The following is a 24,130-nucleotide window of genomic DNA, read 5'->3' as shown; positions in this document are numbered from 1 at the left end:
GAAATATCTCTAATATTGCTAATTAATTTTGCTCCTGCTTCTTAATAGTTTTGTAAGCTTAAGTTTTTAACATCTATTTTAAATATTTTAGCTTGTAAATATTCCCATTCCCATCGTATTAATAATTCCGCATTGTTCTGTTTAATTTCTTTCATTCCTAAAATAAGTTCAATCGCCTTTGCTTGTTCTTCAGAGAGTTAACGGATATATTCAATTGAAGTTCCTTTCCGGTAATATTTTAAAATAATTTTTAAACTACTAGGGCCGCAATCCTTTTGATTACGTTGCCTGAAAGTAGGGAGACTAAGTATATTTTTTTAGCTGTTTTAATTTCATTCTGTGAAGATCATTAATTCAATGTTAAGTATTTTGATAATTATCAAATAAAAAACTAAATTGTTACATTATTAAATAATCACAGAGCATAATTTAAATTTAACAGACACTTGAAAACAAAAAAACAAAACAAGAAAGAGTTACACTTATCAAAGTTTGTAATTAAAAAAAAGGAAGCACTACAATTAGAAGGCGGTCCGGAAACAGATAGAGGTACAGTAACTGTTCCTGCAAAACTAGTTAAGCCTACAGCCTAGTATGTTAAGAACTGTCTTTGTTTTTCTTTTACTAGGTTCAAGTGTCTTATATTCTCAAAAAAATAAAGATATAATTTACGAAATAGGGAAATCTATTTGTAATGAATCAAAAACGGAGAGCCTTTATAAGGCTCTTACGTTTTATAAAAACAATCAGTTTGATTCTTGTTATGTCTACAGTAGTGTAGCACTAAGTGAATCAAAATCTATCGAAGAACGAAATTTTGTTAATTATATAAAAGGTGTAAGTGCATTTCAAAAGGATCTTTTAAAACAAGCAAAAACAAATTTTGCCAAAATTGATAGTAGTGATAACATAATAAATAATCTCAAAAACCTTAAACTAGGTCAAGTTTGTTTATCTCTTAAACAATACAATGAAGCTCTTAGTTATTATACAAAATGGGAGGCTGAAAGTGGAAATACAAATAGAGAATTTAAGAAAAATGCATTCCATAATATTGGTTTATGTTTTATTCATAAGAAGAATTATGAGAAGGCAGAAGAATATTTCGAAAAAGAGCTTTCCCTAATTAAAAAGAATGATACGTCTTCTTTGATTAGAACAAAAATGGACTTAGCCAATATATATTACAATGAATATCTAGATGATGATGCAATTCCTTTATTTAAAGAAGCTTATGATTTAGCTCAAATGTTTTCAGATGTAGAACTAAAAAAATTTACGACGCAAAACATGGCTGTTATTGAACGTAACCGAAAAGGTTATAAAGAAAGTGTTAATTATTACATAGAATATGTCCAATTGAAAGATTCTATATGGAATAGAGATAAAATTATTGATCTTGCTAATAGAGATAAAGAGATTTTATTTACGCAAAAAGAAAATGAAATAAAGATTCAAGAAGAGAAAATAGAAGCTCATAAAGTGGTGCAGAAAGGTTTAATTTTCGGAGCTTCTGGTTTATTAGTTTTTCTTGGGTTTTGGGCTTTTTATTACAATAAATTAAAGGAGAAAAACTCATTAATAACAAAACAGAAAGAAGATTTATCATTTGCTGATAAGACTAAAAACTACCTATTAGCGGAAGTTTCTCATGATTTGCGTTCACCGATGAATACAATCAAACACCAGCATTTACAACTTAAAAAATATATTGATGATAATAATTTAGAAGGAATTAAAGAAGCTAATAATTCTGCTATTACGGTTACCGAAAGCACTAGTCATTTATTAAATAATTTACTGCACTGGTCATTAGAACAAAATAATCAAATGGTTTTTGATCAAAAGGAATATCCATTTAAGCCAATAGTTGAGCACGTTTTGTATGATTATGAAAATTTAATTGAAGCAAACGACGTTAAAATAAAAACCAATTATATTAAAAACTCTTTAATTAAAGTTGATAGAGAATCATTAAAAATCGTTCTTCGAAACCTACTAGATAACTCTGTAAAATATATGAACGGAGAAGGAGAGATTTCCATTGAAATGGGGGTTGATTCCGAGAATTACGCATATGTTTCAATTCAAGATACAGGAATTGGAATAACAGCTGAGAGATTAGCTAAAATTAATCGTTTAAAAGATGTTAGTATTGATAAAATTAACCGTTCTTGAGGTGTAGGATTGGGACTTATTTTATGCCAGACTTTAGTTAAAAAAAACGATGGAATTATAACCTTTGATAGTGAAGAAGGAAAAGGAACAAAAGTTACGATACAATTACTTAGAAGTGTAGAGTAGGTGTCACTACTTTTTTTATATATTTACTGTATCAAACCAACTATAGATGAAAAACCTTCGATTACTTTTATTAGAAGATTTAGATGAAGAAGCAAAAGAAATCGTTTCATTTCTTGAAGAAAATGAATATGAGGTAATTAGAGTTCGTAATATCAGTGAGGCGGAAAAAGAAATAAAAAATAGATTTTTTGATTTGGTCATTCTTGATATTATGATTGATGGAAAACCAGAGGGGATTACTTTCGCTCAAAGAATAAATAAAGAAGGAGTTGATGTTCCTTTTTTATTCCTTACAAGTATGCAAAGCCGAGCACTTTTTGAAGAAGCAAAATTAACGAATCCACTTGTATATCTATTAAAACCATTCAATAAATTAGAGTTACTGTACACCCTAGAATTGGCTATAGAATCATGTTATGACCAAAATAACAGTATTAGTTATGATGATGAAAATGCTGTTTTAAGTCCAAAGTTTTTATTTATAAAACACAAGCGAAGTGTTGTTAAAGTTGATGTAGATTCCATAGATTATGTAGATGTAAAAGAAAAATACTGTAACTTACAATGTGGAGAAAGTAGATATTTAGTGAAATTATCATTAGTACGGTTAAAAGAAATACTCAATAATGATAATTTTAGACAAGTACATAGAAATTACTTGGTGAATATGAAAAGCATTAAAGAAATTTATCTTGAAGACAACTTAATTATTTTAAATAACTTAGAGAAGATTCCTTTTAGTGAGAGATACAAGAACGCATTCGTTAGAGATAATACTATTTTTAGATAAAAAAGGTAGCAGTCATTATACTCACTCGTGCTACCTTTATCGCTATAATCCCCTAAAGCTTTTATTTTATTGTTCTGATGTTACTGGAACATCAGTTATTTTTTGATTTCCGTAAGTGAATCCACCTGTACCTTTCCATTCATCATTAATGTCCATGTATGCAGTAAACTTTTGTAAGTAACTACCAATTGCTGGTGTTGGCACAGATACGATATACTCACCAGTTAAATTAGCAATTTTAGTTACTTTACCATATCCAGTAGATCTGACATTTCCTGTGACTTTCACTTCAATTGAAGGTCTATCAATAGCTTGGGTAATTTCTGCCATTCCGCTTACAGTTCCAGTCGTAGCATTTACTACTAAAGAAAAATGCGCAATTGGTGCACCAGGCATCCCAACGTTTCCGATAGTTCCTTTAATTAAATATGCCGAGTCAATTAATGTTTTTGGTTCTTTTAAAATAGCCATATAATTTTAGTTTTTAATAATTAGTATAAATTTCGGGGTCGTAAGTGCTTCAAATATATTACAGGAAACAATGAATCAAGAAAATAAATCCTTGAACGTATTGATATCGGTCATAAGCGTTTTCCTTCATAAAAAGCTCTTAACAATAATATAAACTTATATTTCCGATAAAAGCAGTATATTTGCATGCAATTAATAAAGAAACCTAATATTGATTGCAATATGAACGCCCACGCATCTAAATTTGTAGGAGAAGGATTAACATACGATGATGTTCTTTTAGTACCAGCCTACTCAGAAATACTTCCAAGAGAAGTAAGCATTCAAACAAATTTTACTAGAAATATCAAAATTAACGTTCCTATTGTATCGGCTGCAATGGATACAGTAACCGAAAGTTCCATGGCAATTGCTATTGCTCGTGAAGGAGGAATAGGAGTGTTACATAAAAATATGACCATTGAGCAGCAAGCAAATGAAGTTAGAAAGGTAAAAAGAGCGGAAAGTGGAATGATTATCGATCCGATTACTTTACCACTGGACGCTGTTGTTTTAGATGCAAAAAAAGCAATGAAAGAACACAAAATTGGTGGTATTCCTGTTGTAGATGATGAGAAGAAATTAGTTGGAATTGTAACGAATAGAGATTTACGTTTTGAAAAAGAAAACGAACGTGCGATAACTGAGGTGATGACGTCTGAAAACTTAATTACTGTCGCAGAAGGAACTTCATTACAACAAGCAGAAATCATTCTTCAAAGTAATAAAATCGAAAAATTGCCTGTTGTAAATGACAATTACAAATTAGTCGGATTAATTACCTTTAGAGATATTACCAAAACTACACAAAAACCAATTGCAAATAAGGATAGTTTAGGAAGATTAAGAGTTGCAGCTGCTTTAGGTGTAACTTTTGACGCAGTTGATCGTGCAGAAGCATTGGTGAATGCTGGCGTTGATGCCGTTATTATTGATACAGCCCATGGTCATACAAAAGGAGTTGTTACAGTATTAAAAAGTGTAAAAGAGAAGTTTCCAAAATTAGATGTTGTAGTGGGAAATATTGCAACACCTGAAGCTGCAAAATATTTAGTAGAAGCAGGTGCAGATGCTGTAAAGGTTGGAATTGGCCCAGGTTCTATATGTACGACTAGAGTTGTTGCTGGTGTTGGATTTCCTCAGTTTTCGGCAGTTCTAGAAGTGGCTGCAGCAATTAAAGGAAGTGGAGTTCCTGTAATCGCTGATGGTGGAATTCGTTATACAGGAGATATTCCTAAAGCAATCGCGGCTGGTGCAGATTGTGTTATGTTAGGTTCGTTATTAGCAGGAACAAAAGAAAGTCCTGGAGAAACAATTATTTACGAAGGAAGAAAGTTTAAATCTTATCGTGGAATGGGATCTGTTGAGGCAATGAAAAAAGGTTCAAAAGATCGTTATTTTCAAGATGTGGAAGATGATATTAAAAAATTAGTTCCAGAAGGAATAGTAGGACGTGTGCCTTACAAAGGCGAACTATTTGAAAGTATTCATCAATTTGTAGGAGGTTTAAGAGCGGGAATGGGATATTGTGGAGCAAAAGATATAGAAACATTGAAAGCTACTGGAAAGTTTGTTCGAATAACAGCAAGTGGTATTAACGAAAGTCATCCACATGATGTTGCCATTACTAAAGAAGCTCCAAATTATAGTAGAAGATAATTTATAATTTCTAATCAATAATATAATTCCATTAATAGCAATGTTAATGGAATTTTTATTTCGAATGGTTTTCGATCTAGTTTTTTAAAGAAACGTTCCTTTTTAATCGAGAGTTTTATTTCATAAAAATTAGTTTATGAATATTTAGATTCAAATTTTTCTAGTGGTTTTTAGTTGATATTACTGAATTTTCGCATAGGAATTCCTCAAAATTGATCTGTTTTAATCAAAATATTGATTTTGTGTTAATAACTATATGAATAGAGTTTTTTGTTTTTTCTGGGTAAAGCTTATTTTAGCGGACACTTCATTATTTACTCATTTTTATGACGCAAGAAACAAAATATACCGAAGATAATATACGTTCACTCGACTGGAAAGAGCATATCCGTATGCGACCGGGAATGTATATTGGTAAATTAGGAGATGGTTCATCACCTGACGATGGTATTTACATCTTAGTGAAAGAGGTGCTCGATAATTCCATTGACGAGTTTGTGATGGGTACAGGTAAAACCATTGAAGTTTCTATTCAAGGAAATAAAGTAGTTGTTCGAGATTATGGACGTGGTATTCCATTAGGAAAAGTTGTAGATGTAGTTTCTAAAATGAATACTGGAGGTAAATATGATTCTAGAGCTTTTAAGAAATCAGTTGGTTTAAATGGAGTTGGTACGAAGGCAGTAAACGCACTTTCAACATATTTTAAAGTTGAAAGTACTCGCGATGGAAAATCTGCATCAGCAGAGTTTGAAAAAGGAAATCTTACTAGTCAAGAAACCCTAGAGGAAACAACAAGAAGAAGAGGAACGAAGGTAACTTTTGTTGCTGATGATGCAATTTTTAAAAATTATAAGTATCGCCCAGAGTATGTAATTCGTTTACTTAAAAATTACGTATACCTGAATCCAGGTTTAACAATAGTATTCAACGGAGAAAAGTATTATTCTAAGAATGGATTAAAAGATTTATTGGAAGACAACAATAATAAAGAAGATATGTTGTATCCAATCATTCATTTAAAAGGAGATGATATTGAAGTTGCTATGACACATAGTAAAACTCAATATTCTGAAGAATATCATTCCTTTGTAAATGGACAAAACACAACCCAAGGAGGAACACATCAAGCAGCTTTTCGAGAAGCTGTTGTAAAAACAATTCGTGATTTTTATGGTAAAAATTTTGATGCTTCTGATGTTCGTAAATCCATTATAGCAGCTATTTCTATAAAAGTAATGGAACCTGTTTTTGAAAGTCAAACAAAAACAAAATTGGGTTCTACAGAAATGGGAGGAGATTTACCAACTGTTAGGACCTATATCAACGATTTTATAAAAACAAAGCTGGATAATTTCTTACATAAGAACCAAGAAATTGCTGAGATTCTTCAAAAGAAAATTATACAAGCTGAAAAAGAACGTAAAGAATTATCTGGTATTCGAAAACTGGCAAGAGATAGAGCTAAGAAAGCTAGTTTACACAATAAAAAACTTCGAGATTGCAGAATTCATTTTGGAGATACTAAAAAAGAAGACTATTTAAACACAACTTTATTTATTACCGAGGGTGATTCTGCATCTGGGTCTATTACCAAGTCAAGAAATGTTAATACTCAAGCTGTTTTTAGTTTGAAGGGAAAACCTTTAAATTCATACGGATTAACAAAAAAGATTGTGTATGAAAATGAAGAGTTTAATTTATTGCAAGCTGCTTTAAATATCGAAGATGGCTTAGAAGGTTTACGATATAATAATATTGTAATTGCTACCGATGCCGATGTCGATGGAATGCACATCCGTTTATTATTAATTACATTCTTTTTACAATTCTTTCCTGAAGTAATTAAAGAAGGACATTTATATATTTTGGAAACTCCATTATTTAGAGTTCGAAATAAAAAAGAAACTCATTACTGTTATTCTGAGACAGAGAAGCAGGAAGCAATACAAAAATTAAGAGGAAAGCCTGAAATTACGCGATTTAAAGGTTTAGGGGAGATTTCTCCAAACGAATTCGTTCACTTTATTGGGGAAGATATGCGTTTGGATCCTGTCATGTTAGATAAAGAAATGTCTATTGAACAGATGTTACAGTTTTACATGGGAAAAAACACACCAGATCGTCAAAAATTTATCATTCAAAATTTAAAAGTAGAACAGGATTTGGTTTCTACTGATAATTAATTATTTTAAGAAAATTAATTTTTGATGAAAAAAATATTTATATGTCTGTTTTTTCTATCAATTGGAATTACTGGAAACTGTCAATTTAAAAGAATAGACACATTAAACTTCAATAAAAAGTTTAGGGAGCTTTTAACGGACTTTTCTCTTATGTCTTTTGATTTATGTAATAAAGGAGATTTTTTTCAATTAAATAATACTTATTCGGAAAAAGGTTTCAGAGAACGTTATACAAAAGAACATGTTATAAAAGTTTGTAAATGGTATCAGGAAAGGTATGGTAAGATAAATAGTATCAAACTTAAAGAAGTTTTAGGAGATAAAGTTAAGATCTTTAGATATAAAGTCCATCGAGATAAATCCGATTTTCCGCAAGAAATAAGGATTCATTTGAATTCAGTTGATCAAGTTTATCATGTTTCTAGTAAAATATTTTGGTCGGATCATTATTATAAAAGAAATGAATATGCAGAACTTTCTATTCGAAGTAAAAGTGATATATCTGATAAGAGAAAGAAGGAATTAGAATTATTTGCGTTAAAATCAGATGATAAATGTGAAAGAAAATCCATGCCAATAATTAATGAAGAGAATACAGAATATCGTTCATTTAGAAAAGGTTGGATTCCATTAATGCTGACTGAATGTGATTCCATTAAAGAAAAAAATGGAAAAATTAGAAAATTGAGGTTTGAGCAATATTTATCTGATGATGTATATGGAAGAGTCTATCGTTTTCTTGCTTATTTTGAAAATTTAACTAAACCTTCAGAAATAAGAATTTACGCTTCTATTAAAGATAAATACAGAGGTATATTTGTTGTGGATAGATGGTATTCGAGATATTTAGAATTTGAAAAAGCGAAAAAAAGATCAGAGAAAGATTTAAAAAACAAACTCAAAACGGTTAAACGTTTATAATACATGAGCGAAGAAAATAGTAATTACGAACACGAAGAAGAATTAACAAACGAAAATCAAGCTGATCCTACAGAGTCCATAACTAAGGTGACAGGAATGTATAAAGATTGGTTTTTAGACTATGCTTCTTATGTAATTTTAGAACGTGCTGTTCCCTCTATCGAAGATGGTTTTAAACCTGTACAAAGAAGGATTATGCATTCCATGAAGGATTTAGATGATGGTCGTTATAACAAAGTAGCGAATATTGTTGGTCATACGATGCAATATCATCCACATGGAGATGCTTCTATAGCTGATGCTATGGTACAAATGGGACAAAAAGAGTTGTTAATTGACATGCAAGGGAACTGGGGAAATATCTTAACAGGAGATAGAGCCGCAGCTTCACGTTATATTGAAGCACGTTTGTCTAAATTCGCATTAGATGTTGTTTTCAATGCAAAGACAACAGAATGGCAGCTTTCTTATGATGGAAGAAAAAATGAACCTGTGAATCTTCCCGTGAAGTTTCCATTACTTTTAGCACAAGGAGCAGAAGGAATTGCAGTTGGTTTGTCTACAAAAATTTTACCACACAATTTTAATGAATTAATTGATGCTTCTATCAAATATTTAAAAGGTCGCAGTTTCACGCTAGTTCCAGATTTTTTAACTGGTGGAATTGCTGATGTTTCAAATTATAACGATGGTAAAAGAGGAGGGAAGGTTCGTGTAAGAGCAAAAATTTCTCAATTAGACAAAAAAACGTTGGTAATTACAGAAGTTCCTTTCGGAACAACAACTTCTTCTTTAATTGATAGCATCCTAAAAGCTAATGATAAAGGGAAGATCAAAATTAAAAAGATTGAAGATAATACGGCTGCTAACGTAGAAATTTTAGTCCATTTACCACCAAATATATCACCAGATAAAACAATAGATGCATTATACGCTTTTACAAGTTGTGAAAGTTCAATCTCACCATTATCCTGTATTATTGAAGATAATAAACCAATTTTCATAGGAGTTTCGGAAGTTCTTAAAAAATCTACTGATTTTACGGTAGAACTATTAAAGCGTGAGTTAGAAATCCAGTTAAATGAATTAGAAGAACAATGGCATTTTTCATCTTTAGAACGAATTTTTATTGAGAATAGAATTTATCGTGATATTGAGGAGCAAGAAACTTGGGAAGGTGTAATTAAGGCTATCGATTTAGGTTTAAAACCCCATACAAAGCACTTAAAAAGAGCCGTTACAGAGGAGGATATTGTAAAATTAACAGAAATCAGAATAAAAAAGATCTCTAAGTTTGATATCGATAAAGCGAAGCAATTCATTGAAAGTTTAGAAGAGAAAATAGCAGAAGTAAAGCATCATTTAGACACTCTTATTGATTTTGCAATTGATTATTTCAAAGAATTAAAAGCTAAATATGGCAAAGGAAAAGAGCGTAAAACCGAAATCAGAATTTTTGATGACATCGTTGCAACGAAAGTTGTAATGCGAAATTCAAAACTTTATGTAAATCGGGAAGAGGGTTTTATTGGAACTTCTCTGCGTAAAGATGAGTTTGTTGCAGATTGTGCTGATATTGATGATATCATTGTTTTCAAAGAAGATGGTTCTATGGTTGTTACGAAAGTTGATTCTAAAACTTTTGTAGGAAAAGGAATCATCCATGTAGCTGTATTCAAGAAAAAGGATAAACGAACAGTTTATAATCTCATTTATAAAGATGGAACTCGTGGACCAAGTTACATGAAACGTTTTAATGTAACTTCTGTGACTAGAGATAAAGAATACGATTTAACCAATGGCAGTAAAGGCTCTAAAGTGTTGTACTTTTCAGCAAACCCAAATGGTGAAGCAGAATTAGTAACAGTGTTATTAAGGGCAGTTGGAAGTATTAAGAAACTAAAATGGGATTTAGATTTTGCTGATTTAGCAATAAAAGGTAGATCTGTTCGTGGAAATTTAGTTTCCAAACATAGTATAAAGAAAATTGAATTTAAGGAAGCAGGAGTTTCTACATTAAAACCACGTAAAATTTGGTTTGATGATGCAGTTCAACGTTTAAATGTTGATGAACGAGGTGAGTTGCTTGGCGAATTTAGAGCAGAGGACAAGATTTTAATAATAAATCAATCGGGAAAAATAAAAGCTGTTACTCCAGATTTAGCGATGCATTTCGATAACGGTATGATTGTTTTAGAAAAATGGAAACCCAAAAAACCTATTTCTGTAATTTATTATGACGGATATAAAGAGCGCTATTTTGTAAAACGATTCTTGCTTGAAAATTCAGATAAAGAGGAAATCTTTATCACAGATCATGAAAAGACACAGTTACAAATAGTCGCTACTGATTACAGACCAGTGGCTGAAATCATATTTTCGAAACGTAGCCTACCAAAAATGGAGGTAAATTTTGAAGAATTTATTTCTATCAAAGGAATTAAAGCAACGGGAAATCAGTTAACACAAGCGAAAATTAGAACTGTAAATTTATTAGATCCATTACCCTTTGAGGAACCAGAAGAAAAGATTGAAGAAATCGAAGTAAATGAAGAAGAAACAATGGAGTCTTCAGATGAAATTAATAAACTCAAGGAAAATAAATCTAATAAAGCTTTACAAGCAGCAATAAAAAAGAAAAAAGATAGTAACGACGAGGAAAATCAAACAGCATTATTTTAAATGAAATTAAAGTATTTGTATTTGGCATTAGCGATTGTAGGAATTTGTTATACTTGGTATTATAATATTCAATATTTTCAGTATGCCGAAGATCCATCCCTTGCTAATTTTTTTGCAGATGCTAAAATTAATTTTGCTGGCAAATCTTTAAGTGCAGATTTACTTGTAGTGGTTCTTACTTTTTTCGCTTTTTATATTCCTGATGCTATTAAGTTAAAAATTAGATACTGGTGGATTTTAATTCCATTTACTTTTATTATCGCCGTGGCATTCACTTTTCCATTGTATTTATACATGCGATGTAATGCTTTAGAAAAACAAAAAACGAGTGAATAATCTATTTCCTTTTATAGTTGATTTGAAAAGTCCAACAGGAATACTTGCTTATATTTTATTAGTAGTACTCGTTTCTTGGTTAATTTCTAGGATTATACGTTACTGTATTTTATTGTTTATTAACTCAAAACAATCGGATCGTTTTGGTAGAACCAGTATTCAATTTTTAAGAAATTCAGTAAAGTTTTTTGTTGGATTAGTTGCTTTAGTAGTTGTTGTAATGACAATTCCATCCTTAAGAAGTAAAGCAACATTGATATTTTCAGGAGCTGGAATTATTGCAGCGATTATAGGTTTCGCTGCACAAGCCGCTTTATCCAACTTAATTGCTGGTGCGTTTATTGTAATTTTTAAACCTTTTCGTGTAGGTGATTATATTAAATTAGATGATACAAGAGTTGGTATTGTTGAAGATATCACACTTCGCCATACCGTAATTAATAATTTTGAAAATAAGAGGTTAATTATTCCTAATTCGGTGATTAGTACAGATTCTGTTTTAAATCACACGATTCAAGATTCCAATGTTTTAAGTTTCAATAATTTTAAATTAGGATTGCGCGCTGATATTGATTTAGCTAGATTGATTATTCAAGAAGAAGCAATAAAATTACCTATGGTAATGGATGATGATGCTTCAACTATCGATGTTCGAGTTATTGATATTCACGAGAGTTTTATTCACATGAGAGCTTATGTATGGATGAATGAACCATTTCAAGAATTTCGAGGAAAATGTGCGTTGAAAGAGGCTGTACATAAACGATTTATCAGCGAAGGTGTAGATTTACCTATACCTATAAGTAAAATAGAAAAAATAGGAGATAATATTAATAACGACTGATCTTCTTACGTATTTTTTGAAATTAATTATCTTGACTTTTCTGCTAATACTCTCTTGATATCAGAGGGCATTTTCCAACTATATTCTGATATCAGTGTTAAATAAACTTCTTTCCATTGTGAGGAATTTGGATTTTGTAAGGCAGACTGATATCGTTTCAAATAAAGTGCAATCTCATAAACCTGATGAAAAGAATTATATGAGTTTTCGCTGTTTTCAAAAGCAAGTATTGCACCGTCGATATTTTTATTTAATAATGCTCGAAATCCTTTTGTTTCCCATTCTAATGCAGCCTTAGCATTTTTCTTGGAGATAATTGGATTTACAACTCCAACATTTTCCAACATTTCTTTCATTTCAACAGCTTTGTCGTATTTTATTTTTCCTTGGTAAGTAGCTGTATCGGCTGTTTTAATTGTGTATTTGCTTTCTTTAAGTCTGTTTAAATATTGTTTGTTTAAAGTATCGTAATATTCTTTCCAGCCTTCTTTTAATTTTGGTGAAGGTGTAACATAAGAGAAAAATTCGGCAAGTAGTCTCCTTTCTGCTAAACCATTAACATTGGTTACTAATTCAACATATTTATCATATGTTTTAATTTCTTCTATTCCTTGTTTTCTTTCTTGCAAAATCCAGTTAAAAAAGAAGGTAAGTAAGCCAATTACAATTGTGTTTATAATCCATTTAATGAAATCTACTTTTTTATCTATATTGTCCATTTTAGTTTTTGGTTGGTTAATTTATGGAGCAATATAAAGTTTGTTGTTGATTATTAGATGAAAAATAACTGTTTTTAAGTGAAGCATGAATGTATTTATTCTTTGTAGGTGGCTATAAAGTAAAAAAGCAAAATCATAAGTGCCCAAAAAATTAAACCAAATAATTTAGTTTGTTGTGCCTGTTTTAATTTCTTTTGATAACCGTACTTTTTGAATCGTTCTATTTCAGATTCAGAAAAATTTTCATTTTCCCAAAGAGTTTTTTTCGAAGAAAAAAATGAAAAAAGAAAAAACGTAAGCCATTCGTGGTAAGTGAGCGAGTCATTCTGGCGTTTCAGTTTATAGTTCTTATATTTTTGGTAGTTTAATTCAACTCTTTGTAATTCTTCTTTACTCAGGTTTCTCGAATTTAATAGTTGTTTAGCTTTTGAAATGGTATTCTCGTCTGCGCTTGTTTTAATAATTTCCAAGAGTTCAACATTAGAGTAGCTTACTTTATCTTTCATTCAACAATAATCTTTTTCATTACCTCTTAATTTCAGGAATTGGTATATATGTTCGATCTCCAGGAACTTTAGGGAATTCCTTGTTTTTCCATTGTTGTTTAGCTTCTTGAAGTCTATCTTTACTGTGTGAAACAAAATTCCATAATAAAAATCGTTCTTCAGGTAGAGGTTCACCTCCAAATAATAATATTTGAGAATTAGCATCTAAGCAGATTTCACATTCATCATCCGTTTTACTAATTAACATTTGTCCAGCTTCCACTTTTTGATCTTCATTTAATATAGCTCCTTTTACAACAACAAAGGCAATTTCCCCTTTCACTTGACCTTTTAAATTTAGCGTAGTTCTTTCTTTTGCAAATATATCAACCATAAATAGTGGAGAGTATCCTTGTAGCGGAGCCGATTGCCCGAATGCATTACCAGCTACAACTTTAATTGTTAAGTGTCCAGAAATATGTTGAGGGATTTCGGAACTAGGAAAATAATCAAATCTTGGATTCATTTCTTCCATTTCTTTTGGTAAGGCAACCCAAATCTGATAACCATGCATTAAAAACTCTTCTCCATTTCTTTTGTTTTGTGGAGTTCTTTCTGTGTGTGTTACACCTTTTCCCGCAGTCATAAACCCAACGTCACCAGGATAAATTATTTGATCGCTTCCAGTGCTGTCTTTGTGTTCAATCTCCCCTTCAAAAAGATAAGTTAACGTACTTAGTCCAATATGTGGATGCTGATCTACATCCATGTAATTTCCTTTACCAATTGTTGAAGGTCCCATATGATCAATAAAAGTAAATGGCCCAACTTGTCTTTTTTGTCTGAAGGGAAGTAATCTTCCAACGATAAAATTACCAAGATCTGTTTGACGTTCTTCTACTATAAGTTTATTGTTAGCCATGAGAATTTAGGTGAAAAGTTTAATTACTATAAAATTAGTCATTTGTTTTTATTCATGAATTTTTTAAGAAATATTAATTAAAATCTAAAAGTTGTTTTTCAGATTTTTAATCAGAATTATAGCTTTCTCATTCTTTGAAGTTTTCTTTGAATACCATTTATCAGAGCTTTTTTTAAATTGTTCATATAAATTATGACCATTTTGTTGAAAGTCATTCTGTATTATTTCATAATTAGAATGTGGAGTGATTTTCAATTCACTCCATTGTTCAGGATTATATTTTATAAATGGGTTTGTATCGTAGTTATTTAGAGCCCAATAATCTTCATTTGTTAAATTGAAATTATTAAACTTTTGAATTAAGATCTCGAGATTGTTGGTGTAATTTAATTTTTTGTGCGAAAAGTCAGTTATGATTTCTGTAATAAAAGGACTGTCTTGAAAGTATTTAAAATTTATAAGTGTGTTCGCTTTAACTCTTTTATTAAATGCAGTACTCCAATATTTTGAGGTCACACATTTTATCTTTAAAATTTCCCTGTTGTGCTTATAAATGTGAATATTTCCTTCATCTATTTTATTCTTGAAATGAATTATATAAACTAAGTTTTCATTTTTATAGTAAGAAGAATCTTTAGTAAACTTATATTTTTTAAATAGACTTTCTGACAATATTCCTTTTGTTTCAAAATATCTTAATAAGTTCAAATTGCTGCTACCACCTGGTAAAATATTATCAGCGTTTTCAATTTTTACATACCTTTTAAATTTTTTCCATTCCTTATGTTGGTTAGCGATTTTTGAATTTTCAGGAAAAAATTTATAGTTTGAATAAGAAGTTGCATTTAATTTATTTCCAAGGAATAGAGAATAACCAATACTTTCCATATACATAATATAGTTACCTCCTTTTTTAGCTGTTTCTGTGTAATGTGCTAATGCAATATGAGGATTGATTCGTTTGTGTTGGTTGTATTTTTTTACAGCTTCTGTAATAAAATTTTTTTGATTGAACTCTTTTGAGGAGATGATGACTTCTTTTAGTTCATTGTTTTTTGAAGATAATTTGATTATTTCATCCTTTTTAAAAAGATTCAATTTTAGTCGTACTTCTGAATATCCTAAATGAGAAATAACTATATGATCCTTGTTAGTTATTTCACTTAAATTAATAGAAAATTTACCGTTTTCATCGGAATAAGTTCCTAATGAAAGTTTAGGAAAATAAATAGTTGCTCCTTCTAAAGTATGTTTTGATTCAGAATCAATTATTGTTCCTGATATTATATCAACATTATTTGTTTGTGAAAAACAAATATTTAAAAATGAAAAGAATAATAGTGTAGAAAAAACTAATTTATTTAAAGTCATAGCAATTATTAAAAATATCGTTACTCAGTCAGCAAAGTATTTACAAAAGCTTCAAACTCTTTTTTGAACTCTAAATAGTTCTCACCAGTTGCAGGACCATTAAATCCAGTATGAATTTTTCGAACTTTTCCCTTTTTATCAATAAAAATTGAAGTAGGATAGGAGAGTACATGATTTAGCATTGGTATTTTTTTTTGTGCATCAATTTTACTTGATGTTCCATATTGTGCTAAAAGAACTGGATAATTAATTCCAGTTTGTTCTTTTAAACGTTTAATAAGTTTAAATCCTTCTTCCTTGGTTTTAGCAACTTCAAAAGCTAAAGCAACAAATTCAATGTCCTTTGATTTGTTTTGGTTGTAATAGTCAGCATAGTATTTACTTTCGTCTAAACAATTAGGACACCAAGTTCCCATAATTTGAACAATAGTAACTTTGTTTTTAAAACGAGTATCAATTAAAGATATATTTTGTCCGTTTTCATCAGGGAAAGAGAATTCAATACTATCGTAGCCATCTTTTAACTGAGTTAAAGTTTCTGCACCCGGAAGTTCATAATTGCTATTTAATTTTGCTGTGAAAGGTTCTTTCCAATGGTTTCCAGAATAAAAATTCCCGTTGATAAGAGAGTCTGAAACTTTAGCGATAAATAAGAAAGCATGAGCTCCATCAAAAGTTGATAATTTTAAAGAATCACCATCAATAATACCTTCTAAATAGCGATAATCTCCAGTTTTAGTTCTGAATGTTCCAATTACATTGTTTCCTTTTTGATTGAAAATTCCTTTAGCAATATATGTATCTTCTTCTGAATCTGGACTGAATACTGTTTCCCAGTTCCCAGTAATATTGTGTTTGGCTTTTCCTTCGTTTTTAAATCGAGGAGCATTGGGAATTGCTTTAAATGGCACAGTTCTATTTAAACTTGCGTTTGTAAATCGACCGTTGATTTCATTATCATTTATTTTGGCTCTTATGAATCCTTCAAAATATGGAAGTTGAATATTTACAGAATCGTTTACATAAGAAATTTCATAAACTGAAATGACTTCATCCGCATTATAAATATTTAACTTTTGATCATTTAAAACATCAAATGTAAAAGGAATTTCTTCGTTGTCCTGAATTAATAAAGAAGCTTTATAACTTCCGATTTCAAGTTTATTTATTTTTTCTTTTGTTGAACAAGAAAGTATGAATAAACAAAGAAATAAGAATGCAAAAACAGGCTTCATTTGATAAGAATTTTAAATAGCTATTGGTTCGATTTATCTCTTGCAACTTACAAAAAAAATCATCTAACAAACGCTAGATGATTTTTGTACATATTTTACATGGTAGAGTTTAAATGTTTCTTCCAATCATTGAAATATCTTCTGATTCACTTACCTTATCAAAATCGATAATCAATCCATCAGTTTTCTTTAAGATAAAGTTCAGTAATAAAGTGCCTAGAATTCCAATAACAAAACCAATTACGAAATAGAAAATAGGTAAGAAGATCATCATTAAAATACCACTACCGGCCATGGCTCCGAAAGCACCCATTTCCCCTGTTGCAGCTCCAAATACGCTTCCAAACAACATGAAGAAAAACGCAACGAATAATCCTCCAAGTCCCATTAATGCTCCATAAATAACACCAGATTTTACAGGGTCAATTTTCTTCAGTTTAAGTTTTAAGTTAGTCATAGTTTTGAACAATTTTTAATTATTAATTTGAGTGTAAAAAGTATTGAATTAAAATAAACCTCGCAATTTCAATTCTAAATATTTATTAATCGTGTCACCAGTTAAGTTTTGCGGTTTTGTTAAAACTGACTGGATTCCGTATTTTTTTAATTCGTTAGCTATTTGTTTTTTCTCATACATGAACTTTTCTGCAATGATTTTATCATATACATTTTCAACGGTTATGGCTTTTTTATCGGCAATTTTATTCAATTCTGTATTTTCGAAAAAAACAACCAATAATAAATGATTCTTTGCAATGGCTCTCAAATAGGGTAGTTGCCTCTTTAAGGAATCTAATGTTTCAAAATTCGTATACAAAATCAGTAAACTTCTGCTAGGAATTTTACGTTTAATTCCGGCATATAGTAAACTATAATCAGATTCTTCGAAATCTGTTTTAATATTATACAGAGCATCAGAGATTAAACTCATTTGTGAGTTTCGTTGTTCGGCAACAATAATGTTATCAATTTTCTTGGAAAACGAAAACATTCCAGCTTTATCTTGTTTTCTCAATATCGTATTACTAACCGCTAGGGTGGCATTTATTGCATAATCGAGTAAGGTTAAATTTTCAAAATGCAATTGCATCTGTCTTCCTTTATCAATAACAGAGTAAATAGGTTGCGATTTCTCTTCTACATATTGATTCACCATTAATTGGTTTCTTTTAGCAGTGGCTTTCCAGTTTAAAGTTCTAATATCATCGCCATTAACATATTCTTTAATCTGTTCGAACTCCATAGAATTACCAATTCTTCGAATCTTTTTGTTACCCTGAGCATGAAGATTATTAGAAATGGCTTTTATGTTTAGTTCATTTATTTTCAAGAAAGAAGGATAACATTTAACAACTTTAGTTTCGCTAGAAATATATTTTCTTGTAGCTAATTGAAGCATAGAAGAAACATAAATATTTGTATTTCCAAAATCATAATCTCCTCTTTTAAAAGGTATAACTTTATAGACAAGTTCAACTTCTTCTTGTGGAGATAATTGCTGAAATAATCGAAAATTTCTGTTTTGAAGTTGAAAAGGAAGCTCTTCTAAAATACTATTCTTAGTGACTATTCTATAATTACTTATTATGTTTAAAGATATACGATTTTCATCTCCATTTGATAGTCGTTCTGGAACAGTTCTTACCGTAGTAACTCCGTTTTTGACTGAAAAGAGTAGTATGACATCAATAACTGTGATTAAAAGCCAAGAAAATAAAAGAACTTTCGAAAATCCAAAAAATACAGGAATAAAGAATCCAACTATGAATAACATGGTAATAACACCAATTCCATAGTAAAATCGATCGTTTAGAAAAAAAGATTTTATGAAGTTCTTCATGTATAAAATTGACTGTTTACCTAGGAATTTCTACTGATTCAATAATTTGCTCAATGATTTGTTTACTTGTCACGCCTTCCATTTCGCGTTCTGGAGTAACAATTACACGATGTTCTAATACGGGGATTGCTGCATTTTTAATATCCTCAGGTGTGACAAAGTCTTTTCCATTGATTGCAGCAAATGCTTTTGCAGCTTTTAAAATTGAAATAGATGCTCTTGGAGATGCTCCTAAAAATAAAAATGAATTTGATCGAGTGTTTACAACAATATTAGCAATATATTCTAGTAAGTTTTTCTCTACTTTAATTTGTCTTATTAAGTTTTTAAACTTGATAATTTCTTCACCTGTAATCACCTTTTCAACTTCATCTAGTTTAGTGTTTTTTTCTAAAGCTTGTTCTCTTGAAATAATTTCTAATTCTTCTGCAGCTGATGGATATTCAACATTAATTTTAAAAATAAAACGATCTAATTGGGCTTCAGGAAGTCTGTATGTTCCTTCTTGTTCAATTGGATTTTGAGTCGCCAATACAATAAACGGAGCATTCATTTGATAGCGAGTTCCGTCCATAGTTATTTGCTTTTCTTCCATTACCTCGAATAATGCAGCTTGTGTTTTAGCAGGAGCACGATTAATTTCATCAATTAAAACCATATTCGAGAATATCGGTCCTTTCTTAAATTCAAACTCAGATGTTTTTACATTAAACACAGAAGTACCTAAAATATCAGAAGGCATTAAATCTGGAGTAAATTGAATTCTACTAAAATCAATATCCATTGCTCTCGATAAAAGTTTTGTAGTCATGGTTTTTGCAACGCCAGGAACTCCTTCAATTAAAGCATGTCCATCAGAAAATATTGCAACGATTAACAAGTCAACCATTTCTTTTTGACCTACAATTACTTTGCTTAACTGTGTTTTTATTTTATTAACACTTTCCTGTAATTCTGATAAGTCAATTCTATTTTCAAACTCTAAATTCTCGTTTTCTTGTCTTGTTTCTTCCATAATTACTTATTTACTAAAAAGTTTTCTATCAATGTATTTAAACGAACTAATTCGTCTTGGGTACAGACAGATTTTTTGTTTAATGCGATGATGGTATTTACCAAATATTTTGTTGTATGTTCTGTATTCCCTGTTTTTGCAGCAAGTCTCTCAATAAAATTGCTGTTTAAATTTGTGGTATCTAAATGATATTTAGATCTTATTTTTTCTAAAAAGTACTTTATTTTCTTTGAAACTATGTTTTTATGATTTTCTTCTTTTAAATACAAATTAGCAATGGTATGAGTAAAGTCTTGCGTTGAATTCTTTAATTGTTTTACTTCTGGAATCGCTCGTTGTTTTCTTCTAGCATTTAAGAACATAAATAGAAAAAGTCCGATAAAAGCTATATACAAAGACCATTTTAGTGAAGGATGTTGCATGAAAAAACTTAAAGCAGAAGTTTTATCGTCGCTACCTCTTATTTTACTCTGTCTTCTCAACGGATCCCAAATAACCATTCTATTCGGTAAATATGAAAATACATTTTCAACATATTCTTGGTTTCCATTAATTAAGAAGTAATTTGTAAAGGCAATAGGTTGTGTATGTAGAAATACATTTCCTTTTTGATATTGAATTTTTATGAAATTAGGACGAATGGTATCGTTGATTTCATGCGTTCCTAAAATAGTTGTTCTACTCTCATTATAAGAAGAGAAATAATTTCTTCTAAGATTTCTGTCATACGTAAAACTTGTATTATCGAAATTATCGTTAACAAGATTAATAGTTCCTTTTAACGCTTTTAGTTCTTCAATAGTGTAGGCATCAGTATCAAGATTTTTCGTTTCAAATTCAAGTTCTTCTTCTAATTTTGAGTTAAAGAAATTCAAAGAAAGAAAAATATCGTTTCCAGCTCCAGCGAAACGTAATAATTTGTCAATACTACTGTTTCCTAATCGATAAGCAAATGGTTTAATACACACATAATTACCTAAAAAAGAATCGTAGTAATAATTTTCTTCAATAAAATAATCTTCAATGTGTCTTTTTAGGAATAAAATTTCTTCATCTGGAAATAATTGCTGCATCTCTTCCTTAACAATGTAAGTTCCGAAAGGTTCCGTTGAACGCTCTCTGAAATTTTCTCTCCAATTTGTTTTCTTGCAGCTTGTCAATAAAATAATGAGTATTAAAAAAGCTAAAAATGGTATGTTAGATGTAATCTTCATGAATTAAAGCTTTTTAAAAAATGATTGATACTCATTCTCTATAGTAGAGAAGTTTTTTAAATCTACTTGAAACTCTCCATACCAAACATAATCGTAAATATATAATAGATAAGAAAAGTGTTTTCTCAATTCTGTTTTCTTTAATTCAAAAACATACTCAGAGTTAGTTTTGTCTTTATCGTACGTAATTAGTTCTTTCTCATTTAGTTTTTTCAAAAGCAACAAGTAATAATAACGAGTAGCTTTTCGAAATTCTCCATTTTGAATGGCTAATTTTAATAACGTATCATAATCGGTATCTTCAATATTTTCTTCCTCTTCTTGAGTTATAACTAAGGGAGACTTTTCAATTTTTTTCTTATTGAATCGCCAAAAATCTGTATTTCCAGCAAGTATGCTTTTCACAACTATAAAAATGATTATAACAGCGAGAATATATGGGAAATAAGTTCCTAGAAATTCAGCAAGTGCCTTGAAGAAACCTAAACTCACTGTGTCTTTTTTCTTTTCTCTTACTTTCTTTTTTTCTTCTTCTTTATACTTAAATTCGGGTCTATCGTATTTCGATTTTAGGTCTTCATCGAAGTTACGGTTTTCACTAATGTTAGTTCCGTAATCTTCATATTCATAAACTTCCTCTGTGGTTTCTTCTACTTCATAAAAAGTATCTTCTTGGGCAGAAGTTGAATATATTAAAAACAGGAAGAAGAAAAACGTAATTTTTTTAATCATTATCTAACTTTGTTTTGAGTAGCCACCTTATATGGAAAAATTAAATAATAATAACTGATACTAAATAAGGAAATAGCGATAATTAAAATGCAAACAATAGTTGGAACCTGATTATAATATCGTGTAACATAACCCTCTAAAAATGCAGCAATAAACGTAAATGGAATGGTGCTTAAGAAAATAAAGAATGCTTCTCGTAATCCTTTTTTAAAAGATTCAATTCTTTTCAGAGCTCCAGGAAACAAAATGCTTGCTCCAATAATATAACCACATGCAGCTTCAATTACCATAGCAAATATTTCAAAAGTTCCATGAATCCAAATACCTTTTAAACTATCAAATAAACTATTGTTTTGATAGAAAAACGCTTGGAATACTGCAACCATAATTCCGTTATGTATAATATAATATCCTGAACCAATTCCTAAAAATATACCAGAGAGAAACATGTTTAAACCTACACGTAAATTGTTGTTTAAAATACCAATAAAACTTCCCCAGTTACTACCGTTTTTATATATAGCTAGCGCGTCGCCACTTTCTATATTTTCTAATGTTTCATCTACATAACTATTTCCAAGTATTTGACGAGCGAAATTTTCATCATTAAAAGTGGATAATAATCCGATAAAAAAACAAACGAAAAAGAAAATAAACGATAAGTAAATGTACTTACGGTATTTATAAGATAGGAGAGGAACCGTTTCCAGAAAAAATGCAACTAAAGTATTTTTATCCTGCCTTTTAGTGTGGTATATTTTACCATAACTTTTTTTAGCTAATTTATTTAGATAAGGTACTACGTTGCTTTTCGGGTAAAAGGTTTGAGCATATGATAAATCGTTCATGATTTTAACATGCAAGTCAGCAATTTCATCGGGAGTTTTTTCAATATTATTTGAAATTACCTCATCTAATTCAAGCCATTTTTCTTTATTTTGCTTTATAAAAGCGATCTCTCTCATAGAGACAAATGTAAAAATTGTATGAAAACGCTACAAGTAAATACGACACAAAATGTTATGATTAATTTTGAATTGGCAAATGTAGGTCAACGATTATTAGCATTTATCATAGATAATGTCGTTAAGTTTGGTTATCTCTACTTTATTTTAGAGGTTTTTGATTTTAATTTGATAAAAGATGCAACTGAAGGTGATTACTGGTCGGCTAAAGCAATTGATATTCTGATGATCCTACCAATTACTTTTTATTCTTTATACTCTGAAATTCTGATGAATGGTCAAACTTTAGGGAAACGAATATTAGGTATACGTGTAATAAATATTGAAGGTTTTAGACCTTCAATTGGAGATTATATTATTCGTTGGTTTATGAGAATGGTAGATTTCAATCTCTTTATTCTTCTATTTGTCTATTTTTACTCTACAGGATATGGTATTCAATTACTTGGTTTTATTTATATTATTTTAATTATAGGAAAATGTGTTGGTTTTTTTATGATTGTTTTTACAAATAAGAATCAAAGAGTCGGGGATATTTCCGCAAATACAGTAGTTGTAGCATTAAAAGATAGAGCTAGTTTTTCTAAAACTATTTTAGAAGATATTAAAGAGGATTATAAGCCTGTTTTTGCTAACGTGATAAAGCTTTCAGATAATGATGCTCGAATTATTAAAGATACTTACACTAGGGCAAAAAACAAAAATGACTTTAACACTTTAATTAAGTTACGAAGTAAAATTGAAGAAGTTACTGATATCAGAAAACCAAAAGGTATTTCTGATATTGACTTTATTGGAACGGTTTTAAAAGATTTTAATTATTACACAAAGGATTAATCTCCAATGTGTAATAATGTACTTGTTTTACTTGCTTTATTAATATGAACGATATAAAGATTAGTATAATTACTTTCGTCTATTTCTTCATATTTTGATTTTCCTAAAATAGTATTAACAAAAGTTGGAGAACTATTGCTATGACCAACAATTAAAACAGTTTTTCCTTTAGTGTCGTTTTGAAACTTTTTATCAAAAGGTTTCTTTGGATTGTAAATTTTTAATTCGATATCGTTAGCTTTAGCTGTTGGTCTTGCTGTTTCAATTGTTCTTTTATAGTTTGAACTGTATACAATATCAAATTTCACATCAGAAAGAACTTTGGCCCAATTTTGAGCTCTAGCATATCCTTTTTTGGTTAAATCTGGATCTCTATCTTTTTTATTCGTTAATACTTTATCTGCATGTCTGATAAAATAGTAAGTAGTAGTTTCAGATTGTGCTGTTACAGTTTGGATTCCGAATAGGAATAATAATGTTAAAAAGATATTTTTCATCATATTTGATTTTTCACGAAAGTAATAAAAACTAAAGGATGCTTAATTACTAAGCATCCTTTTTAA

At 29.9% G+C, this 24,130-nt stretch carries 23 protein-coding genes and 1 pseudogene; 10 read left to right on the top strand and 14 right to left on the bottom strand.

All coding sequences use genetic code 11. The features are described 5' to 3' along the window. Positions 1 to 197: 197 nt before the first annotated feature. Positions 198 to 311 carry a cysteine peptidase family C39 domain-containing protein gene (locus BTO06_RS18985; RefSeq protein WP_100926747.1) on the bottom strand — a complete coding sequence of 38 codons (114 nt, stop codon included), beginning with the start codon at positions 309 to 311 and terminating at the stop codon, positions 198 to 200. 135 nt (positions 312 to 446) lie between these two features. Between BTO06_RS18985 and BTO06_RS18435 the strand changes: the two genes are divergently transcribed. The 3 genes and pseudogenes from BTO06_RS18435 (at position 447) to BTO06_RS07815 (ending at position 3,094) form a co-directional block, all read left to right on the top strand. Further along, the gene (locus tag BTO06_RS18435) at positions 447 to 593 is read left to right on the top strand and encodes a hypothetical protein (protein ID WP_157811772.1); all 147 of its coding nucleotides are present in this window, start codon (positions 447 to 449) and stop codon (positions 591 to 593) included. Position 594: 1 nt separating this feature from the next. Continuing rightward, positions 595 to 2,304 (top strand): annotated as a pseudogene (locus BTO06_RS07820) (tetratricopeptide repeat-containing sensor histidine kinase). Between the two features lie 46 nt (positions 2,305 to 2,350). Continuing rightward, positions 2,351 to 3,094, top strand: coding sequence for a LytR/AlgR family response regulator transcription factor (locus BTO06_RS07815; protein ID WP_100924765.1), 744 nt, complete (start codon positions 2,351 to 2,353; stop codon positions 3,092 to 3,094). 66 nt (positions 3,095 to 3,160) lie between these two features. On the opposite strand, the gene BTO06_RS07810 is transcribed toward BTO06_RS07815, so the two are convergent. Then, positions 3,161 to 3,565 carry a DUF1842 domain-containing protein gene (locus BTO06_RS07810; RefSeq protein ID WP_100924764.1) on the bottom strand — a complete coding sequence of 135 codons (405 nt, stop codon included), beginning with the start codon at positions 3,563 to 3,565 and terminating at the stop codon, positions 3,161 to 3,163. A 222-nt stretch (positions 3,566 to 3,787) separates the two neighbouring features. Here BTO06_RS07810 and guaB point away from each other — a divergent pair, with 222 nt between their 5' ends. The 6 genes from guaB to BTO06_RS07780 all read left to right on the top strand — a co-directional run bounded on the left by guaB (position 3,788) and on the right by BTO06_RS07780 (position 12,232). Beyond that, complete coding sequence (guaB, locus tag BTO06_RS07805) at positions 3,788 to 5,263, top strand: IMP dehydrogenase (protein WP_100926746.1); 1,476 nt, start codon at positions 3,788 to 3,790, stop codon at positions 5,261 to 5,263. Positions 5,264 to 5,589: 326 nt separating this feature from the next. Further along, positions 5,590 to 7,449, top strand: coding sequence for a DNA topoisomerase IV subunit B (locus BTO06_RS07800; protein WP_100924763.1), 1,860 nt, complete (start codon positions 5,590 to 5,592; stop codon positions 7,447 to 7,449). 24 nt (positions 7,450 to 7,473) lie between these two features. Continuing rightward, positions 7,474 to 8,370 carry a hypothetical protein gene (locus BTO06_RS07795; RefSeq protein ID WP_157811770.1) on the top strand — a complete coding sequence of 299 codons (897 nt, stop codon included), beginning with the start codon at positions 7,474 to 7,476 and terminating at the stop codon, positions 8,368 to 8,370. Between the two features lie 3 nt (positions 8,371 to 8,373). Beyond that, positions 8,374 to 11,052, top strand: a complete 2,679-nt coding sequence (locus BTO06_RS07790; protein WP_100924761.1) for a DNA gyrase/topoisomerase IV subunit A — start codon at positions 8,374 to 8,376, stop codon at positions 11,050 to 11,052. After that, positions 11,053 to 11,388, top strand: coding sequence for a DUF2834 domain-containing protein (locus tag BTO06_RS07785; protein WP_100924760.1), 336 nt, complete (start codon positions 11,053 to 11,055; stop codon positions 11,386 to 11,388). It begins immediately after the preceding gene. Next, positions 11,381 to 12,232, top strand: coding sequence for a mechanosensitive ion channel family protein (locus BTO06_RS07780; protein WP_100924759.1), 852 nt, complete (start codon positions 11,381 to 11,383; stop codon positions 12,230 to 12,232). The genes BTO06_RS07785 and BTO06_RS07780 overlap by 8 nt, the downstream gene beginning before the upstream one ends. A 26-nt stretch (positions 12,233 to 12,258) precedes the next feature. Here BTO06_RS07780 and BTO06_RS07775 read toward each other — a convergent pair whose 3' ends face one another. The 11 genes from BTO06_RS07775 to BTO06_RS07725 form a co-directional block, all read right to left on the bottom strand. Next, complete coding sequence (locus tag BTO06_RS07775) at positions 12,259 to 12,951, bottom strand: hypothetical protein (protein WP_100924758.1); 693 nt, start codon at positions 12,949 to 12,951, stop codon at positions 12,259 to 12,261. 95 nt (positions 12,952 to 13,046) lie between these two features. Then, positions 13,047 to 13,457 (bottom strand): hypothetical protein, encoded by a 411-nt coding sequence (locus BTO06_RS07770; RefSeq protein WP_100924757.1) that lies wholly within the window; start codon positions 13,455 to 13,457, stop codon positions 13,047 to 13,049. 19 nt (positions 13,458 to 13,476) lie between these two features. Beyond that, positions 13,477 to 14,358 (bottom strand): pirin family protein, encoded by an 882-nt coding sequence (locus BTO06_RS07765; protein WP_100924756.1) that lies wholly within the window; start codon positions 14,356 to 14,358, stop codon positions 13,477 to 13,479. Between the two features lie 84 nt (positions 14,359 to 14,442). Further along, positions 14,443 to 15,729 (bottom strand): carboxypeptidase-like regulatory domain-containing protein, encoded by a 1,287-nt coding sequence (locus BTO06_RS07760; RefSeq protein WP_100924755.1) that lies wholly within the window; start codon positions 15,727 to 15,729, stop codon positions 14,443 to 14,445. 20 nt (positions 15,730 to 15,749) lie between these two features. Then, on the bottom strand, positions 15,750 to 16,964 hold the full coding sequence (locus BTO06_RS07755) for a peroxiredoxin family protein (RefSeq protein WP_100924754.1): 1,215 nt from the start codon (positions 16,962 to 16,964) through the stop codon (positions 15,750 to 15,752). Positions 16,965 to 17,073: 109 nt separating this feature from the next. Then, positions 17,074 to 17,421 carry a hypothetical protein gene (locus tag BTO06_RS07750; RefSeq protein ID WP_157811769.1) on the bottom strand — a complete coding sequence of 116 codons (348 nt, stop codon included), beginning with the start codon at positions 17,419 to 17,421 and terminating at the stop codon, positions 17,074 to 17,076. A 48-nt stretch (positions 17,422 to 17,469) separates the two neighbouring features. After that, entirely contained in the window at positions 17,470 to 18,804 is a 1,335-nt protein-coding gene (locus BTO06_RS07745; protein WP_100924752.1) for a DUF58 domain-containing protein, read from the bottom strand. Positions 18,805 to 18,820: 16 nt separating this feature from the next. After that, complete coding sequence (locus BTO06_RS07740; protein WP_100924751.1) at positions 18,821 to 19,819, bottom strand: AAA family ATPase; 999 nt, start codon at positions 19,817 to 19,819, stop codon at positions 18,821 to 18,823. A 2-nt stretch (positions 19,820 to 19,821) separates the two neighbouring features. Beyond that, the gene (locus tag BTO06_RS07735; protein WP_100924750.1) at positions 19,822 to 21,033 is read right to left on the bottom strand and encodes a hypothetical protein; all 1,212 of its coding nucleotides are present in this window, start codon (positions 21,031 to 21,033) and stop codon (positions 19,822 to 19,824) included. 3 nt (positions 21,034 to 21,036) lie between these two features. Then, positions 21,037 to 21,765, bottom strand: coding sequence for a hypothetical protein (locus BTO06_RS07730; RefSeq protein ID WP_100924749.1), 729 nt, complete (start codon positions 21,763 to 21,765; stop codon positions 21,037 to 21,039). Beyond that, positions 21,765 to 22,730 carry a stage II sporulation protein M gene (locus BTO06_RS07725; protein ID WP_100924748.1) on the bottom strand — a complete coding sequence of 322 codons (966 nt, stop codon included), beginning with the start codon at positions 22,728 to 22,730 and terminating at the stop codon, positions 21,765 to 21,767. The genes BTO06_RS07730 and BTO06_RS07725 overlap by 1 nt, the downstream gene beginning before the upstream one ends. 21 nt (positions 22,731 to 22,751) lie before the next feature. On the opposite strand from BTO06_RS07725, the gene BTO06_RS07720 reads away from it, so the two are divergent. Further along, positions 22,752 to 23,567: an RDD family protein gene (locus BTO06_RS07720; protein WP_100924747.1), complete on the top strand. Its 816-nt coding sequence runs from the start codon at positions 22,752 to 22,754 to the stop codon at positions 23,565 to 23,567. On the opposite strand, the gene BTO06_RS07715 is transcribed toward BTO06_RS07720, so the two are convergent. Further along, complete coding sequence (locus tag BTO06_RS07715; RefSeq protein WP_100924746.1) at positions 23,564 to 24,067, bottom strand: phosphoglycerate mutase family protein; 504 nt, start codon at positions 24,065 to 24,067, stop codon at positions 23,564 to 23,566. The two genes, BTO06_RS07720 and BTO06_RS07715, sit on opposite strands and share 4 nt — an antisense overlap. Positions 24,068 to 24,130: the final 63 nt, after the last annotated feature.

The sequence above is a fragment of the Tenacibaculum sp. SZ-18 genome (genome assembly GCF_002813915.1).
Classification (GTDB): Bacteria; Bacteroidota; Bacteroidia; order Flavobacteriales; family Flavobacteriaceae; genus Polaribacter.
The sequence above is the reverse complement of the archived record's forward strand: the minus strand, read 5'-3'. Positions and strand labels throughout refer to the sequence as shown.

Coding starts and splice junctions, on each gene's coding strand:
- BTO06_RS07755 (WP_100924754.1), bottom strand. CDS start 16,964: ATGAAGCCTGTTTTTGCATTCTTATTTCTTTGTTTATTCATACTTTCT.
- BTO06_RS07770 (WP_100924757.1), bottom strand. CDS start 13,457: ATGAAAGATAAAGTAAGCTACTCTAATGTTGAACTCTTGGAAATTATT.
- BTO06_RS07815 (WP_100924765.1), top strand. CDS start 2,351: ATGAAAAACCTTCGATTACTTTTATTAGAAGATTTAGATGAAGAAGCA.
- BTO06_RS07745 (WP_100924752.1), bottom strand. CDS start 18,804: ATGAAGAACTTCATAAAATCTTTTTTTCTAAACGATCGATTTTACTAT.
- BTO06_RS07775 (WP_100924758.1), bottom strand. CDS start 12,951: ATGGACAATATAGATAAAAAAGTAGATTTCATTAAATGGATTATAAAC.
- BTO06_RS07735 (WP_100924750.1), bottom strand. CDS start 21,033: ATGAAGATTACATCTAACATACCATTTTTAGCTTTTTTAATACTCATT.
- BTO06_RS07790 (WP_100924761.1), top strand. CDS start 8,374: ATGAGCGAAGAAAATAGTAATTACGAACACGAAGAAGAATTAACAAAC.
- guaB (WP_100926746.1), top strand. CDS start 3,788: ATGAACGCCCACGCATCTAAATTTGTAGGAGAAGGATTAACATACGAT.
- BTO06_RS07725 (WP_100924748.1), bottom strand. CDS start 22,730: ATGAGAGAGATCGCTTTTATAAAGCAAAATAAAGAAAAATGGCTTGAA.
- BTO06_RS07720 (WP_100924747.1), top strand. CDS start 22,752: ATGAAAACGCTACAAGTAAATACGACACAAAATGTTATGATTAATTTT.
- BTO06_RS07765 (WP_100924756.1), bottom strand. CDS start 14,358: ATGGCTAACAATAAACTTATAGTAGAAGAACGTCAAACAGATCTTGGT.
- BTO06_RS07810 (WP_100924764.1), bottom strand. CDS start 3,565: ATGGCTATTTTAAAAGAACCAAAAACATTAATTGACTCGGCATATTTA.
- BTO06_RS07730 (WP_100924749.1), bottom strand. CDS start 21,765: ATGATTAAAAAAATTACGTTTTTCTTCTTCCTGTTTTTAATATATTCA.
- BTO06_RS07715 (WP_100924746.1), bottom strand. CDS start 24,067: ATGATGAAAAATATCTTTTTAACATTATTATTCCTATTCGGAATCCAA.
- BTO06_RS07795 (WP_157811770.1), top strand. CDS start 7,474: ATGAAAAAAATATTTATATGTCTGTTTTTTCTATCAATTGGAATTACT.
- BTO06_RS07740 (WP_100924751.1), bottom strand. CDS start 19,819: ATGGAAGAAACAAGACAAGAAAACGAGAATTTAGAGTTTGAAAATAGA.
- BTO06_RS07800 (WP_100924763.1), top strand. CDS start 5,590: ATGACGCAAGAAACAAAATATACCGAAGATAATATACGTTCACTCGAC.
- BTO06_RS07785 (WP_100924760.1), top strand. CDS start 11,053: ATGAAATTAAAGTATTTGTATTTGGCATTAGCGATTGTAGGAATTTGT.
- BTO06_RS07760 (WP_100924755.1), bottom strand. CDS start 15,729: ATGACTTTAAATAAATTAGTTTTTTCTACACTATTATTCTTTTCATTT.
- BTO06_RS07750 (WP_157811769.1), bottom strand. CDS start 17,421: ATGACTAACTTAAAACTTAAACTGAAGAAAATTGACCCTGTAAAATCT.